Here is a 15540-nt window from a genome sequence, read left to right as displayed (position 1 = left end):
ATTTACTGAATCTTGCTCTTGGCGCGCAGATCTTCCACGGCCTTGGCAATGGCTTCTTCCTGCAATTGGCGGGCGATCTGCGGCTTGACGGCGTCCAGCGGCGGAATCTGGGCGTTGCGGATGTCCGTTACCTTGAACACGTGCCAGCCCAGTTGCGACTGGTAGGGCGAGCCGCTGACCTGGCCCTTGGGGATGGCTTTCAGCGCTTCGGCCAGCTTGGGCTCCATGCGGGATAGATTGCCCCAGTTCATGTCGCCGCCGCTTTGCTTGGCGTTGGGATCGATGGAGCGGGTCTTGACCAGCTCTTCGAATTTGGCGCCCTTCTTCAACTGGGCGATGGCCTTCTGCGCGTCGGCTTCGCTGCCGAGCGTGATCTGGTAGGCGTGGACTTCCTTGCTGCCGGAGACCTGGGCCGCCATCTCGTCGTAGCGGGCCTTGATCTGGGCATCGCCGACGTTGGCTTTTTCGGCGATGTCGGCGAACAGCGCGTCGCGCAACAGTTCGGCGCGCGCTTCATCCATGCGCTTGACGAAGGCCGGCTGCTTGTCCAGGCCGCGGCGGGAGGCTTCCTGGAGGATCAGTTGGCGGCTGACCAGCGAATTCTTCAACTGCTCGCGCAGTTCCGGGCTGTCCTGCACCTTGCCGCCATTGCTTTGCACGACATTGGCGACCGCGGTGTCCAGTTCGGACTTATCGATGGAAACGCCGTTGACCACGGCGATCGACTCCGCGGCGACCGGCAGGCTGATCGAGGCTGCCAGCGTCAGGGCGGCGATACGGGAGAGTTTCATATTGTCCCTTTGGTAGAAATTCAGAGTTCTTCTGGTGTCAGGGCGCGAATGGCCAGCGCGTGAACGCGGCCGGCCATCAGTTCGCCCAGGGTCTGGTAGATCAACCGGTGCCGCGCCACGCGGTTGAGGCCGGCGAAGCGCGCGCTGACGATGGTCAGCGTGTAGTGGCCGCCGCCGCTCTTGGCTCCGGCGTGGCCGGCATGCAGCGCGCTGTCATCCCGGATGTCCAGATGCTCGGGCTCCAGAGCCCGCAACGCGGTTTCCAGCAATTCCACGGTGCCGCTCATGCGGGAAATACCTGCACGAAGGGCTGGACGTCCACGCTGGCGTAAACGCCGCCGCCCTGGTACGGATCGGCCGCGGCCCAGGCGCGCGCTTCTTCCAGCGACGCGAACTCGGCCACCACCAGGCTGCCGCAGTAGCCGGCTGGGCCCGGATCGGCGCTGTCGATGGCGGGCAGCGGGCCGGACAGTTTCATCCGGCCCTGGTCCTGCAGCGCGGCCAGCCGCGCGCGGTGTTCGGCGCGCAGCGCGATGCGGCGCTCGAGGCTGCCGGGATGGTCGCGCGCGATGATGGCGTACAGCATTATTTCTTTTCCTCGATGTACTTGGCCAGGAACAGGCTTTGGGCGATCACGAACAGCAGCATCAACCCCATGCCGCCGAACAGCTTGAAGTTGACCCAGACGTCCTCGCTGAAGTGATAGGCGACGAACAGGTTCAGCGCGCCCATGAAGGCGAAGAAGCCGCCCCAGGCCCAGGTGAGCTTGCGCCACACGGAATCGGGCATCTCGATCTGCTTGCCCATCATCAGGCGCAGGCCGTTCTTGCCGGCGAATTCGCTGATCAGCAGGCCGGCGCCCATCACCCAGTACAGCACGGTGGGCTTCCACATGATGAAGTGCTTGTCGTGCAGCAGCAGCGTGGCGCCGCCCAGGACCACGATCAGCCCGAGGCTGATCCATTGCATGGTGTCCACCTTGCGGTGCTTGAACCAGGCCCATGCCACCATCGCCGCCGTGGCGGCGATGGCCACGCCGGTGGCGAGGAACATGTCGCGTGTCAGCCAGTAGGCGCCGAAGAACAGCAGGACGGGAAGGAGATCGGTAAAAAATTTCATGCGGGTGATTATGGGGGCTGGCGCGGCCAGATTCAAGCCGCGCCGGGCCTCTCAGAGGGATTAACGATTAGTTTGTTTGACGACGCTGAGCGCGCTCGCCACCAGTCCGCCGACGTCGGCGACGTTGCTCGGCATGATGATGGTATTGTTTTCCTTGGCCAATTTGCCGAAGGCGTCGATGTATTGCTCGGCTACTTTCAGGTTGACGGCCTCGATGCCGCCCTCGGTGCGGACCGCGCCGGCGATGCGGTTGATCGCGTCGGCTGTTGCGTCGGCCACCAGACGGATGGCTTCGGCCTCGCCCATCGCCTGGTTGATCGCCGCCTGCTTGTTGCCCTCGGAGTTGTTGATGGTGGCCTGCATCTCGCCCTGGGATTTCTGGATCGCCGCTTCGCGCGCGCCGGTGGCCAGGTTGATCTGCTCCACCTTCACGCCCTCGGACTGGGCGATGCGGGCGCGTTTTTCCCGTTCGGCGGTGATCTGGGCCTGCATCGCGTGCAGGATGTCCTGCGGCGGCACCAGGTCCTTGATTTCGTAGCGCAACACCTTGACGCCCCAGTTGATCGCCGCCTCGTCCAGCGAGGCCACCACGGTGCGGTTGATGTCGTCGCGCTCTTCGAAGGTCTTGTCCAGCTCCAGCTTGCCGATCACCGAGCGCAGCGTGGTCTGCGACAGCTGGGTGATGGCGACGATGAAGTTGCTGGTGCCGTACGAGGCCAGCTTGGCGTCGGTCACCTGGAAGTAGAGGATGCCGTCCACCTTCAACTGGGTGTTGTCGCGGGTGATGCAGATCTGGCTGGGCACGTCCAGAGGGATCTCCTTCAGGCTGTGCTTGTAAGCGATGCGGTCGATGAAGGGCGTGATGATGTTCAGGCCCGGAGTCAGGGTGGCGTGGTAGCGGCCCAGGCGCTCGACGATATAGGCGTGCTGCTGCGGCACCACCGCCAGCGATTTGAAAATGAAGATGACGACGGCCACGAACAGGATCAGGACGATTTCCATGGATTTTCTCTTTATTGCGGTTGTTGTGACGAGATCTTGAACTGATTGCCTTCGCGGCCGGAGATATAACCAGTGCCGCCGGCGCTGAGCCTGCTGTCCAGCAGCACGGCGTCCCATTCGGCGCCGCGGTAGTGGATGCGGGCATGGCCCGGGGTGGTGAGCGCGCGGATTTCCACCTGCTGGCCCCAGTCGGGATCGTCCTGGGGCGGGGGAGGAGGCATCAGGCTGCGCCTGCGGCGATAGATCAGCAGCAGGCCGACGGCGCCGCTGACGCTGGCGATCAGCCATTGCCACGGCTCCGGTGCGCCCAGCCAGGCGGCGAGGCCGCCGCAGGCCAGGGCCAGCGCCACCATCAGCAGATAGAAGGTGCCCGACACGAATTCGGCGATCAGCGCGACCAGCGCGCAGCCGAACCAGAAGGTGAGTTGCGACATGAAATCCTCAGGGGGCGATCATCACGGTTATTGTCCGGCCATTTCTTGCGAATGACAACGGGGTCGCCGGCGGGGCCGGCGGCGCGGACAAAGCTCAAACGTGGTCGCGGTCCGGCAGGAAATGGGACAGGTGGATGGCGTCTTCGCTGTCCAGCCAGCATTTCCTGACATAAAGCCACAGGCCGGCGACGATCAGCGGTGCAAGCAGGAGCAGGGCGGTCATGGCCGTTCCCTCCGGATGGGTTCCCGCTTTCAGTTTAGACCGCGAATGCGTTGCCGGCGGTGCCGGATTGCGACCTCCGGGTTTACAATGCCCGCCCGTTTCAGACAGCAGGATGGGTTGAATGTTCCAGGTGCAAGAAAAGGCCCAGGCCGAGGTGGAAATCCGCAAGAGCCGCTTCATCGGCATCGTGCTTCCGGTGGCCAGCCGCGACGAGGCGATGCGGGAGCTGGCGGCCATACGCGCGCGCTGGCCGGATGCCCGCCACTACTGCGCGGTGCTGCTGTGCGCCGGCGATTCCATGCTGGACGACGACGGAGAGCCGTCGGGCACTGCGGCCAAACCGATGTACAACGTATTGCGGCACAAGGACATCGTCAATGTGCTGGCGGTGGTGGTGCGTTACTTCGGCGGCATCAAACTGGGTGCGGGCGGCCTGGTCAGGGCCTACACTCAAGCTGTCAATGCCGCGCTGGCCGAGGCCGTCCTGACGCCGCTGAGCCGAACCTGCCTGCGGCGGCTGGGAGTGGATTTCTCCGGCGAGGCCCGTCTGCGGCACGCATGCCAGGAGACGGGGCTGGCGGTGGTGGATCAGCAATACGCCGACAGGGTCTGGCTCACGGTGGAGCTGCCCGAGGCGGATGTGGACGCGAGGCTGGCCGGGTTGGCCGACCGCATGGCCGGCGCGCTGGAGGTGGCGGGGCCGGACCGCTGAGAATGCAACGAACGGGAGGCGCAGATGACGCAGCAAAAACAGTACCGCCTGGTGACGCGCAGCGATTTCGACGGACTGGTGTGCGCGGTATTGCTCAACGAACTCAAGCTGATCCGCGAGGTGATGTTCGCTCATCCCAAAGACATGCAGGACGGCAAGGTGGAGATCACCGGCGACGACATCACCACCAACCTGCCATACGTCGCCAAGGCGCATCTGGTTTTCGACCACCATCTGTCGGAGACGCTGCGCAACACCACCGACGTCGACAACTACGTGATCGATCCGCGCGCGCCGTCGGCGGCGCGGGTGGTGTACAACCATTACGGCGGCAAGAAGGCGTTTCCCGGCATCAGCGACGAAATGATGGCGGCGGTGGACAAGGCGGACTCCGCCCAGTTTTCCATCGACGAAATACTCGACCCCAAGGATTGGGTGCTGCTCAATTACCTGATGGACGCCCGCACCGGCCTTGGCCGCTTCCGCGAGTTCAAGGTCAGCAATTTCCAGCTGATGATGGATCTGATCGGCTACTGCCGCAATCACGGCATCGATGAAATCCTGCAACTGCCGGATGTGCAGGAACGGGTGGCGCTGTACCGCCAGTACGAGACGCTGGCCAAGGAGCAGATCCGCCGCTGTTCCCGCGTGCACGGCAATGTGGTGGTGCTGAACCTGCTGCATGAGGAAACCATCTACCCGACCAATCGCTTCATGATCTATGCGCTGTTTCCCGACTGCAACATCTCCATCCACCAGATGTGGGGGCTGAACAAGCAGAACACCGTGTTCGCGGTGGGCAAGTCTATCGTCAACCGCACTTCGCGCACCAATATCGGCGCGCTGCTGCTGCAGTATGGCGGCGGCGGCCATGAGGCCGCCGGCACCTGCCAGGTGGGGCATGACCAGTCCGAGGACGTGCTGGACGAGCTGATCGCGCGCATCCGCGGTCACGGTTAGGGCGACGAGCGGCTGGCGAAGGTCCGCCGGCCGCGATTACAAGGTTCGCAGCAGCGTCAGCGCCTGATGCAGGTCGCCGCAGACGGCCAGCGCCTGCGCGCGCTGCGTTTCCGACGGCGCGATCAGGTCCGGCACCAGGATCACCCTGGCGCCGGCGGCGACGCCGGCCTGCATGCCGTACGGCGAATCCTCCAGCACGATGCAGCGCTCAGGCGCCGCGCCCAGCAGCGCGGCGGCGGCCAGATAGATGTCCGGCTCTGGCTTGGTGCGCGCTACCTCGTCTCCGGCGATGGTGTGCCGGAAGTAGCGGGCCAGTCCGCTGCGCGCGAGCTTGACGTCGGCGACCGCGCGGCGGGTGGAGGTGGCCACCGCGCGCGGAATGCCTTGGCTTTCCGCCCAGTCCAGCAGCTCCACGATGCCGGGTTTGAGCGGAATCTCCTCGTGCTCCAGCATGCGGCGGTAGCCGGCGCGGCTGGTTTGCTGCAGCCGCGCGGCCAATTCCTCGTTTGCCAGGTATTCCGCGATGTAGCGGGTGCAGCGGGCTTCGGACAAACCGACCATCCCCATCAGCATCGCGTCGTCTATCTGTATGCCCAACTCGGCGCCGGCGCGGCGGGTGGCCGCGCAGGACAGCGTCTCGGTATCCAGCATCAGGCCGTCCATGTCGAACAGCAGAGCGTCGAAACTACGGTTCATTCCCTCTCCTTTCTACCCGAAACTATCGTTTTCCCCGGCTGCCGGCAAGGGCGATGACTCTGGTATAGTGGTCCGGGTCAAGCGCAAGGCGAAGGAGGCGAGGGTGAGGTCGGTACTGATAGCGAATCCCAAGGGCGGCAGCGGCAAGTCGACGCTGGCCACCAATCTGGCGGCCTATTACGCAGCCAGTGGCAAGAAGGTGATGTTGGGGGATGTCGACCGCCAGCAGACCTCCTTGCACTGGCTGGCCCGGCGCGATCATGCGCTGCCCGGCATCTCCGGCTGGGAAGTGGCCGCCAACGAACCCAAGCGCCCGCCGCGCGGCACCGAGGTGGTGGTATTGGACAGTCCCGCCAGCCTGCACGGCAAGAAACTGACCTCGTTGTTGTCGCAGGTGGGGCATGTGATCGTGCCGATCCAGCCGTCGCCGTTCGACGCGTGGGCCAGCGAGGCCTTTTTCGAGCAGATGCTGGAGGAAAAATCCATCCGCAAGAACAAGGCTTATATGGCGGTAGTGGGCATGAGAGTGGATCCGCGCACCCGTTCCGCGCGCGAGCTGGAGCAGTTCCTGGCGCGGCATGACGTGCCGGTGCTCAGTTGGCTGCGCGATACCCAGCTTTACGTGCAGGCGGCTTCGGCGGGGATGTCCTTGTTCGATCTGCCGGCTTCGCGTACCGAACGGGACCGCGAAGCCTGGCTGCCGATACTGCGCTGGCTGGGAGACGATCCGGCGGCTTGGTGCGACAAGTAGCGAAAATTTTTACGTGTAGACTCTTGACGTCGAGATTCAATACGCGTAGCTTTGTTTCGTAACTGCGTGCGAGCCGAAGACAGGCGTCGCAGGGGTAGCTGCAAATGGGAGCCTATACGGCTCCCGTCTTTGTTTGGGGCCCCTGTTTTTTTCATCCAAACCTGTTTTTGTGGGAGCACACGCATGATCAAGACCGAACTCAACTACGGCGACGTATACCTGGTGCCGAAGAAAACCGTGGTGGACAGCCGCAAGGAGTGCGACACCTCCGTGCAGTTCGGCCCGCGCCGCTTCGCGATGCCGGTCTACCCGTCCAATATGAAGTCGGTGGTTTCTGCCGAGACCTGCGAGCTGTTCGCCCGCGAAGGCTGGTTCTACACCCTGCACCGCTTCAACGTCGACGCGGTGGCGTTCACCCGCTACATGCAGGAGCAGGGTCTGTTCGCTTCGATCAGCGTCGGCGTCAACGACGACACCTACGAGCAGCTGGACGCGCTGAAGGCCGCCGGCCTCGAACCCGAATACATGACGCTGGACGTCGCCAACGCCTGGTGCGTGAAGGCTGAGCGCATGATCAAGCACATCAAGCAGCACTTTCCGAATACTTTCCTGATCGGCGGCAATGTCGCCACCGCCGAGGCCGCGCGCGACCTCGAAGCCTGGGGCTGCGACGCGATCAAGGCCGGCATCGCCGGCGGCCGCGTCTGCATCACCAAGAACAAGACCGGCTTCCATCGCCCGATGGTCTCCACCGTGCGCGATTGCGTGGCCGCGGTGAAGATCCCGGTCATCGCCGACGGCGGCATCGTCGAGCATGGAGACATCGCCAAGGCGCTGGTTTGCGGCGCGGCGATGGTGATGGCCGGTTCGCTGTTCGCCGGCTACGACGAGTCGGCCGGCGACATCGTCGAAATCGCCGGCAAACACTACAAGGAATACTTCGGCAGCGCCTCGCAGTTCAACAAGGGCGCTTATGTCAACGTCGAGGGCAAGAAGATCCTGGTCGAGTACAAGGGCAGCATGGGCAAGCTGCTGCGCGAACTGCAGGAAGACCTGCAGTCCTCGGTCAGCTACGCGGGCGGCACCACGCTGTCGGCGCTGCGCGAGGTGGAGATGATCCAGGTTTACCGCTGAGCGGGCATGGCCTGAAACGATAAACGGCCGCGGGCTTGCGCTGCGCGGCCGTTTTCATGTCCGCGCTTATTTGGCGCCGGCAAGCTCCGGCGCGGCGGCCTCGGCCTTGCTGCGGCATTGCAGCCAGATCGCGCACTCCAGCTGCATCGCCGTTTCGCCGCGCTGGTTGCGGGTGGTCCAGCTCACCTTGACCACGCCGAAGCCGGGTTGGCTGCTTGAGCGGCGCTTGTCCAGCACTTCCACTTCCACCTGCAGCGTGTCTCCGGGGCGGCTCGGCTGCGGCCAGCGCATCTTGTCGATCTGCATGCCGATCAGGCCGTTGGCGGCGCGGCCCAGTTCAGACTCCGCCACCAGCCGCATCGACAGGCTGCTGGTATGCCAGCCGCTGGCGGCCAGGCCATTGAAGAATGTCTGCTTGGCGGCCTCTGGATCGGTATGGAAAGGCTGCGGGTCGAACTGGCGGGCGAAAGCGATGATTTCCTGCTCGCTCAGCGTGTGTTCGGCGCTTAAAAAAAGCTGGCCGGGCCTAAGGTCTTCGAAGTAGAGCATGATTCATCTTACGTTAACGTAATATCAGGCTTGCAGCATAGCGCCGGCGTTGAAATTGGTCAAAGCATCATTCTCAATCCAGCGCGGCGGCGATAGTCTCGGCAAGGCCGGCGGGATTGTCCCAGGCCAGCGAGTGTCCGGCGTCGGCGACGATGCTGGTGTCGATGCCATGCCGGGGCAGCCATTCGACGTCCGGATCGGGCAGCGATTTCTCGCCGAAGATGATGCGGCGCGGCATGGACAAGGCCCGCAGCTGCTCGCGCCAACTGACTGCGCTGCCCGCGATCAGGCCCTTGGCAGCCCTATGCACGGCCAGCGGCGAGGCGACGGCCATGCTGCCGGCCCAGTTGGGGCTGTCCGCGCCGAAGGTCCGAATGATTTCCCGATGGCCGCGGGCGACGTAGTCGGCCTCGCTCCAGCTTGCCAGCGCGCGGCTGTAGGCGCCGCCGCCGCTGTCCAGGTTCGGTTCGGCCAATACCAAGCGCCGGATGCGATCCGGCATGAGCGTAGCCAGGTCGATGGCGATGCTGCCGCCCATGCTGTGGCCGTATAGATCGAATTCGCGCAAGCCCAGTTGTTCGATCCATTGCGCCAGCGCTTGAGCCTGGGCGCCAGGGTCGTAGCTGAAGTCCTCCGGTTTGTCGCTGAAACCGTGGCCCAGCAAATCCACCAATAGCGCGCGGCGGCCGGCGAGGCCCGGTTCGGCCAGCAGCCGGGGATAATCGAACGAAGAGGCGCAGCCCAGGCCGTGCAGCATGATGAGCGGCGCGCCGTGGCCGGGAATGTCGTGGCAGCGCAGCATGGCTTGCGGCTGGGAAAGCGAGAAATATTGCATGATGGATTCAGTGCGAGGCGTTGGAGGTTTTTCGATATTCGCGGCGCTTCAGGCCGCTGATGTGGGTCAGCCGGGTTCCGGCGGCCTGGCGGCTGAAGATCAGCCGTTCGGGCAGCCGCTCCAGTTTGGCCTCGCAATGCTCCGGCCCGCTGCGGCTGGCGATGACGGCGCAGTCGCAGCGCGCGCCGTAGCGGCGCGTGAGCGTGGCGATGCCGCCATTCATGATGATTTCATCGCCGTCGCCGGCCAGGTAGCGCCCATCGAGCCAATCGGGCAGGGCGGCGAAGCCGGTTGCGGCGGGGCCGGTATCGACAGGTTTGCCGTCAAGGAGCTGGCAAACCGTTTCCGCCAGCGCCCAGGCATCGGTTTGAGCCAGATTGCTGAGCGCGATCACGCAACGGTTTTTGGCTGGCTGGGCCAGCAATACCGAAACAAAGCCGTTGATGTCGCCAAGATGGGAGAATACGGGGCCGTCGGGCGTGTGTTCGCGATACCAGCCGGCGGCGAAGCCGTCCTCGCCGTTTTCGGTGGCGAACATCCACTCCCGGCTGTCCGGGGAGAGGATGTCGCTGCTGCTCAGCGCTTGCCACCAGCGCAGCAGGCTGGGAGCGTTGGCGCTGAGGCTGTAGGCGCCGAAGCCGTTGCTGATGTCCAAGGGCGGCGCCTCTTGCCATTCGGTGTCCAGCCAATAACCGCGCGCGCCATCGGTTGCCGGCGCTTCCATTTCATCGTGTATGCCGCTCAGCCCCGCCGGCGCCAGCATCTGGCGCAACAGAGCCGCGAACGGTTTGCCGCGCAAAATCTCAAGCAGCCGCGCCAGCAAGGCGTAAGCGGTATTGCTGTAGGCGCAGCCTTCGCCCGGAGCGAACAGCTGCGGATGGGCGAGGATGTCGTTTATCAGTTGGTCCGGCGTCCAGCGTTGCCGCATCCGCGTCGGCCAGTAGTCGGGCAGGGCGGTATGGTTGCCCAGCCCGGAGCGGTGGCGCAGCAAGTGGCCGGCGGTGAGGGCGTCCGGCAGCTTGAATTGAGGCAACAGCGGCTGAAGGGGCTGATCCAGCGCCAGCAGGCCATCGTCCACCAGGCGCAAAACCAGCGCGGCGGTAAAGCTTTTGCTGAGCGAGCCTATGCGCAGCGGCGTATCGTTTGCCATCGGCCTGCCGGAAGCCGCGTCGGCCCAGCCATGGCTGCGTAGCCATTGCCTATCGCCCTCGGCAGCCAGGATGACGCCGCTGAAATTGCCGTCGGCGGCCAGGCGTTCCAGATAAGGCGTCAGCAAATCCATATATGTCGCCTAGTTGGCCAGCGCGTACTGGGCGGTGTCGCGCTGGGTGTTTTCCTGTCGGCGTGCGCAGCGGAGCCATCTCCCGGCAGCGGGCAGCGGAGGATCAGGCGTTCGCTTTCGATCTGTTCGGGAATGTCCCGCAGAATATCCGACATGTCATGTTCCTTGCATTGCGCAATGCAATGTTAACGTCATGATGTGGAATATTCCAAGCAGGATTTCAGACCCGCAGCGCGGCGATCAGGGCGGCTTCCAGCGCCAGCGAGGTCTTGTCGTCCTTCAGCGCGGCGCCGGAGATCTGGAACGAGTCCTCGGCCCGGCCGCCCAAGGTCATGATTTTGGCGGACTGCACATTGAGCCGGTAATCGGCCAGCACCTTGGCGATGCGGGCGAGCAGGCCGGGGCGGTCTCCGGCGACGATGGACAGGATGAAGTCGTTGTCCCGGTCGTCCGGGCGGATCGATACCTGCGGCGTGATCGGGAAATGCTTCAAGTGGCGGCTGATCCGGCCTTGCGGCGGCAGCTGCAAGGGCTGGTCCGCGGCCAGCGCCGCCGCCAGTTCGAACTCGATGAAGTTGATCATGTCGCGGTAGTCGCCGTCGTGGTGCTCGGGGACGAAGACGTGGAAGGTATCCAGCGCGTAGCCGTGGCGGGTGGTGTAGACCTTGGCGTCGGCGATGCTGTAGTTGGTGCGGCCGAAGAAGGCGCAGGCGCGGGCGAACAGTTCCGGCTTGTCCGGCGAGTAGATCAGCACCTGCAGGCCTTCGTGGTCGTCGGCCAGCCGCGCGCGCACTTGCGGCAGGTCGGGCGACAGCTGGCGGTTGAGCACGCGGGCGTGCCAGGCGATTTCCTTGGCCTCGTGGCGCAGGAAGTAGACGGTGTCGAGCTGCGCCCACAGGCCGGCCTCGGCGCCGTCCGGTATCGCGTGCAGCCGCAGCTGGGCGCGGGCCTGGTTCTTGCGCGCTTCCAGCTCTGAAGCGAGGTCTATCTCGCCGCCGCGCGACAGCACGCGCAGCGTCGCGTGGTACAGGTCTTCCAGCAGCTTGGCCTTCCAGGTGTTCCACACCTTGGGGCTGGTGCCGCGGATGTCGGCCACGGTCAGCAGGTAGAGCGCGGCCAGGCGGCGCGGCGTGCGCGCCAGATCGGCGAAGCGTTGCACCGTTTCCGGGTCGTAGATGTCCTGCTTCTGCGCGATGCTGGACATTGTCAGGTGCTGGCCCACCAGCCAGGCGACCAGTTCGCAGTCTTCCGGAGGCAAGCCGTGGTCGCGGCAGAAGGCCTCGGCGTCGGCGATGCCCAGTTGGGAGTGGTCGCCCCCCCGGCCCTTGGCGATGTCGTGGAACAGGCCGGCCAGATAGAGGACCTCGGGGCGCTCGAAATCGTTGATCAGCCGCGACAGGAACGGGTATTCGTGGTTGTAGGCGCTGATGGCGAAGCGGCGCAGATTGCGCACCACCATCAGGATGTGCTCGTCCACGGTGTAGACGTGGAACAGGTCATGCTGCATCTGGCCGACGATCTGGCCGAAGTTGGGCAGGTACTGGCCGAGGATGCCGTACAGGTTCATCCGCCGCAGCGTGCGGGTGAGGCCGGCGGGCTCGCGGAAAATCTGCATGAAGGTTGCGCGGTTGCGCGGATCCTGGCGGAAGCGGTCGTTGATCTGGCTGCGGCCGTGCCACAGCGCGCGCAGCATGCGCGGGGCGAAGCCGGACAGTTCGGGATGGCGCTGCAGCGTCAGGAAGGCTTCGAGTATGGCGTGCGGGTGTTTGTCGAAGACATTGACCTCGCGGATGCCCAGCATGCCATTGACGGCGTGGAAGTATTCGTTGATGTGCTGGGTGACGCGCGGCACCTGGCTGTAGATGCGTCCGCGCAGATTGGGCAGCAGGATGCCGTTGAGCTGGTTCACTGTCTTGGCGGCGCGGAAGTAAAGCTGCATCAGTTGCTCGCTGGCGCGCTTGGCCGGGGTGTCGGCCAGGCCCCAGGCCTGCGCCACCTGTTGCTGCAGGTCGAAGATCAGCCGGTCTTCGCGGCGGCGGGCCAGCAGGTGCAGATCGATGCGCAGCTTCTGCAGCTGCTCCTCGCTGTGCTTGATCAGCCGCGCCTCGGCCAGGGTGAGGATGCCGCGCCGGACCAGCGAATCCCAGTTGTCGCCCAGTCCCGCCGCCTTGCTGATCCACAGGATGGTGTGCAGATCGCGCAGGCCGCCCGGGCTTTCCTTCAGATTGGGTTCCAGGTTGTTGCTGACGCCGAAGTGGCGGGTGTGGCGCTGCTGCTGCTCCAGCGTCTTGCCTTCGAAGAAGGCCAGCGGGTCGCGCTGCGCCTCCAGCCGCGTCATCAGCTTGCGCCAGGGCTCGGCTGGGCCGGCCACCAATCGGTTTTCCAGCAGATTGGTCTCGATGGTGATGTCGCCGGCGGCTTCGCGCAGGCATTCGTCCGTCGTGCGCACGCTGTGGCCGATTTCCAGGCCGATGTCCCACATCAGGCCGATGAAATGGCTGACCTTGTCGTTGGTTTCGGCGGATGGCTGGTCGGGCAGCAGGATCAGGATGTCGACGTCGGAGCCGGGGAACAGCTGCCCGCGGCCGTAGCCGCCCACCGCCGCCAGGGTGGCCAGTTCGTCCAGGCCCTGCTCGCGCCATAGCTCGGCCAGCGCCTGGTCCACCGCCTGGCTGTAATGGCGGAGGAAGGCCGGCGCGTCGCGGTCGGCGCGGTAGGCGTCCGCCAGTTGTTGTCGCTTGTCGGCCAGCGTCTGCCGCCAGCGCTGCAGGGGGGTGGCCGCAAGCGTCATGTCAGCGCCTTTCCTGTTTCGCGATGATGCCGATGCCGCCCAGGAAGAAGATCAGCGTGGGCAAGGTTGCGGACAGGATGGAGTTCCAGTCGTACAGCAAGCCCAGGTGGCCGAACAGGCGGTTCACGAAGTGGAAGGTCACGCCCAGGCAGATGCCGGCGAACAGCTTGATGCCCAACTGGCCGTGGCGGCGCTGTTGCGGCGTGAAGGCCAGCGCCACCAGCGCCATCGAAATGCAGGCCAGCGGGTAGAACAGTTTGCTCCACAGCGCGATCTCGTAGCGCTGGGTCTGCTGCTTGTTCTTCTTCAGGTGCTCGATGTAGGTGAGCAGGTTGTGCGCCGACATTTGTTCCGGCACCACCAGCAGCACCGACAGGATTTCCGGCTCGATGATGGATTTCCATTTCAGCGCCGGGTAGGCGTTGCTGATGGTGTGATCGGCGGCCAGCACGGTTTCCTTGACGTTTTCCAGCTGCCAGCTGCGGTCCTGCTTGGAGAAGGTGCCGCGCTCGGCGATCCGGGTGCGCTCCAGCTTGAAGTCCTGATCGTAGGTGTAGATGCGGATGCCCAGCAGGGTGTTGTCCGGCAGCATTTCATGCACGTTGATGAAATTCTGGTTGTCTTTCACCCAGGTGCCGGAGCGGAACTCCTTGGCGACGATGGAGTGGGTGGCGGTCAGCTTGGTGCGCTCGGCCTCCTGCATCGCCCACGGCGAAACGAATTCGCCCAGCAAAATGGTGAGCACAGCGAAGCCCAGACCGAATTTCAGCAGCGTGGCGGCGATCTGGCCCAGCGTGACGCCGGAGGTGCGGATCACCGTGTATTCGCTGGAGCTGGCCAGCTGGGTCATCGCCACCATGCCGCCGATCAGCACGGCCAGCGGCATCAGTTCGTAAGCGTGGCCGGGGACCAGCAGCGCCACATAGGTGGCCATCACGCTGGCGGTATAGGTGCCGGTGCCTAGGGCTGGCACTTCGCCCAGCAGATCGAAAAAGCCGTACAGGCCCAGCAGCGCCAGCAAGGTGAACAGCGTGGACTGGGTCAGGGTGCTGATGATGTAGCGGTGTATGAGTTTCATCGACGTGGTGGCTTAGCTTTTCTTGCTGAACATCAGGCGCAAAGAATGCGAGAACGGCGCCTGCGGACGGTCGCGGTGTTTTAGCAGCAGCAGCGCCGCCAGCAGCAGCAGCGCGTGCACCAGCGCCACCGCCCAGACGCCCACCTTGTCCTGGCCCACCCAGTTTCGGGTCAGGGTCAGGCCGTTCTGGTAGACGAAGAAGGCCAGCAGCGCGAACAGCAGATTGTAGGTATGGCCGCTGCGCGGATTGTAATAGGACAAGGGAAGCGCCAGCAGCGCCAGCAGGACGCAGCTGATCGGCATGGAAAGGCGCCAGGCCAGCTCCGCGCGGTATTCGGGGTTGCTGCTGCCCGCGAGCAGGACGCTGGTGGGGATAGACTGGCGGTTGCTGGCCGGTCCGGTCGAGGCCTGGCTGTCGCCCAGGCTGGCCGTGTAACGCTTGAAATCGCCTATCTGGTAATCGGCCTGGCCGGGTTCGCCCACGTAGCGTTTGCCATCTTCCAGAACCAGCACGCGCTCGCCGTCCGGTTTGATCGAGATATAGCCGCGCTTGGCGAAAATGGAGCTCACTTTGCCGTCGGTCATATCCTGCATGAAGATATTGGTGGCGGCGCTGTGCAAGCCGGAATAGTTTTCAATGAAATACACTTTGCTGGACGATGCCGATTCCTTGAACACGCCCGGCGATATTGCGGAGATTTCTTCGCGGCGTTTGATGATTTCCGCGTAATCCTGGCTGCGCTGGTCCGCCCAGGGGCCGACGAACAGCGTCACGCCGGCGATCAGCACCGCCAACGGAATGGTGAAGCGCATGATGGGCCAGACCCAGTCGCGCAGCGACAGGCCGGAAGACAGCCAGACCACCATTTCGTGGTCGCGCCAGGTGCGGGTAAGCACGACCAGCACGCTGACGAACACGGTCAGGATCATCAGAACCGGGAAAAATCCCAATGTCCAGAAACCGATCAGCGCGGTGACCGCCTCGTTCGCGATCTGTCCCTCCGCCGCCCGCCCCAGCAGATTGATCGCTTGGGTGGAAACGATGATGGCGAGGAGCACGACGAATACGCCCAGCGCGGTTAAAGTCAATTCCCGTGTCAGGCTTTTTTGAAAAACCATTTATTCAGTGCCTTTTTGACTTTTTGTGAAAAGCATTGTGATAATTCGATGAGACAATTCTGAA

General features: G+C 64.1%; 18 protein-coding genes. 4 read left to right on the top strand and 14 right to left on the bottom strand.

The window, feature by feature from the left end:
* Window positions 1–2: 2 nt before the first annotated feature.
* The 7 genes from BKX93_RS05375 to BKX93_RS25890 all read right to left on the bottom strand — a co-directional run bounded on the left by BKX93_RS05375 (window position 3) and on the right by BKX93_RS25890 (window position 3569).
* On the bottom strand, window positions 3–791 hold the full coding sequence (locus BKX93_RS05375; protein WP_070979046.1) for a peptidylprolyl isomerase: 789 nt from the start codon (window positions 789–791) through the stop codon (window positions 3–5).
* A 20-nt stretch (window positions 792–811) separates the two neighbouring features.
* Window positions 812–1078 (bottom strand): BolA family protein, encoded by a 267-nt coding sequence (locus tag BKX93_RS05370; RefSeq protein ID WP_046156584.1) that lies wholly within the window; start codon window positions 1076–1078, stop codon window positions 812–814.
* Complete coding sequence (locus BKX93_RS05365; protein ID WP_021477589.1) at window positions 1075–1377, bottom strand: YciI family protein; 303 nt, start codon at window positions 1375–1377, stop codon at window positions 1075–1077. The genes BKX93_RS05370 and BKX93_RS05365 overlap by 4 nt, the downstream gene beginning before the upstream one ends.
* Window positions 1377–1910, bottom strand: a complete 534-nt coding sequence (locus BKX93_RS05360; protein ID WP_046156585.1) for a septation protein A — start codon at window positions 1908–1910, stop codon at window positions 1377–1379. The genes BKX93_RS05365 and BKX93_RS05360 overlap by 1 nt, the downstream gene beginning before the upstream one ends.
* 60 nt (window positions 1911–1970) lie before the next feature.
* Entirely contained in the window at window positions 1971–2912 is a 942-nt protein-coding gene (locus BKX93_RS05355) for an SPFH domain-containing protein (RefSeq protein ID WP_046156586.1), read from the bottom strand.
* Between the two features lie 11 nt (window positions 2913–2923).
* Window positions 2924–3346 carry an NfeD family protein gene (locus BKX93_RS05350; RefSeq protein WP_046156587.1) on the bottom strand — a complete coding sequence of 141 codons (423 nt, stop codon included), beginning with the start codon at window positions 3344–3346 and terminating at the stop codon, window positions 2924–2926.
* Between the two features lie 94 nt (window positions 3347–3440).
* On the bottom strand, window positions 3441–3569 hold the full coding sequence (locus BKX93_RS25890) for a hypothetical protein (protein ID WP_260799699.1): 129 nt from the start codon (window positions 3567–3569) through the stop codon (window positions 3441–3443).
* Window positions 3570–3690: 121 nt separating this feature from the next.
* Between BKX93_RS25890 and BKX93_RS05345 the strand changes: the two genes are divergently transcribed.
* Both BKX93_RS05345 and BKX93_RS05340 read left to right on the top strand, forming a co-directional pair.
* A complete protein-coding gene (locus BKX93_RS05345) occupies window positions 3691–4281 on the top strand; it encodes an IMPACT family protein (protein ID WP_070979045.1) in 591 nt (196 codons plus the stop codon).
* A gap of 24 nt (window positions 4282–4305) precedes the next feature.
* Window positions 4306–5241 (top strand): exopolyphosphatase, encoded by a 936-nt coding sequence (locus BKX93_RS05340; RefSeq protein WP_046156589.1) that lies wholly within the window; start codon window positions 4306–4308, stop codon window positions 5239–5241.
* Between the two features lie 36 nt (window positions 5242–5277).
* Here the strand turns inward: BKX93_RS05340 and BKX93_RS05335 are convergent, their stop codons facing one another.
* Window positions 5278–5937 (bottom strand): HAD family hydrolase, encoded by a 660-nt coding sequence (locus BKX93_RS05335; RefSeq protein ID WP_046156590.1) that lies wholly within the window; start codon window positions 5935–5937, stop codon window positions 5278–5280.
* 103 nt (window positions 5938–6040) lie between these two features.
* Between BKX93_RS05335 and BKX93_RS05330 the strand changes: the two genes are divergently transcribed.
* Together BKX93_RS05330 and BKX93_RS05325 are read left to right on the top strand one after the other, a co-directional pair.
* On the top strand, window positions 6041–6688 hold the full coding sequence (locus BKX93_RS05330) for a ParA family protein (RefSeq protein WP_046156591.1): 648 nt from the start codon (window positions 6041–6043) through the stop codon (window positions 6686–6688).
* Window positions 6689–6871: 183 nt separating this feature from the next.
* Window positions 6872–7822, top strand: coding sequence for a GMP reductase (locus BKX93_RS05325; RefSeq protein WP_070979043.1), 951 nt, complete (start codon window positions 6872–6874; stop codon window positions 7820–7822).
* 66 nt (window positions 7823–7888) lie between these two features.
* On the opposite strand, the gene BKX93_RS05320 is transcribed toward BKX93_RS05325, so the two are convergent.
* The 6 genes from BKX93_RS05320 to lptF form a co-directional block, all read right to left on the bottom strand.
* Window positions 7889–8371 carry a MaoC family dehydratase gene (locus BKX93_RS05320; protein ID WP_046156593.1) on the bottom strand — a complete coding sequence of 161 codons (483 nt, stop codon included), beginning with the start codon at window positions 8369–8371 and terminating at the stop codon, window positions 7889–7891.
* 73 nt (window positions 8372–8444) lie between these two features.
* Entirely contained in the window at window positions 8445–9206 is a 762-nt protein-coding gene (locus BKX93_RS05315) for an alpha/beta fold hydrolase (RefSeq protein WP_070979041.1), read from the bottom strand.
* Between the two features lie 7 nt (window positions 9207–9213).
* Entirely contained in the window at window positions 9214–10488 is a 1275-nt protein-coding gene (locus tag BKX93_RS05310) for a serine hydrolase domain-containing protein (RefSeq protein ID WP_052717476.1), read from the bottom strand.
* A gap of 220 nt (window positions 10489–10708) precedes the next feature.
* Window positions 10709–13279: a [protein-PII] uridylyltransferase gene (locus BKX93_RS05305; protein WP_046167491.1), complete on the bottom strand. Its 2571-nt coding sequence runs from the start codon at window positions 13277–13279 to the stop codon at window positions 10709–10711.
* 1 nt (window position 13280) lies between these two features.
* Window positions 13281–14357, bottom strand: coding sequence for an LPS export ABC transporter permease LptG (gene lptG, locus BKX93_RS05300; RefSeq protein WP_021477576.1), 1077 nt, complete (start codon window positions 14355–14357; stop codon window positions 13281–13283).
* Between the two features lie 12 nt (window positions 14358–14369).
* Window positions 14370–15476, bottom strand: a complete 1107-nt coding sequence (lptF, locus tag BKX93_RS05295; RefSeq protein ID WP_046167492.1) for an LPS export ABC transporter permease LptF — start codon at window positions 15474–15476, stop codon at window positions 14370–14372.
* Between the last annotated feature and the right edge of the window lie 64 nt (window positions 15477–15540).

This window comes from Chromobacterium vaccinii (assembly GCF_001855275.1).
GTDB lineage: Bacteria > Pseudomonadota > Gammaproteobacteria > Burkholderiales > Chromobacteriaceae > Chromobacterium > Chromobacterium vaccinii.
Note: the sequence above shows the minus strand (reverse complement) of the source record. Positions and strands in the feature narration are given on the sequence as shown.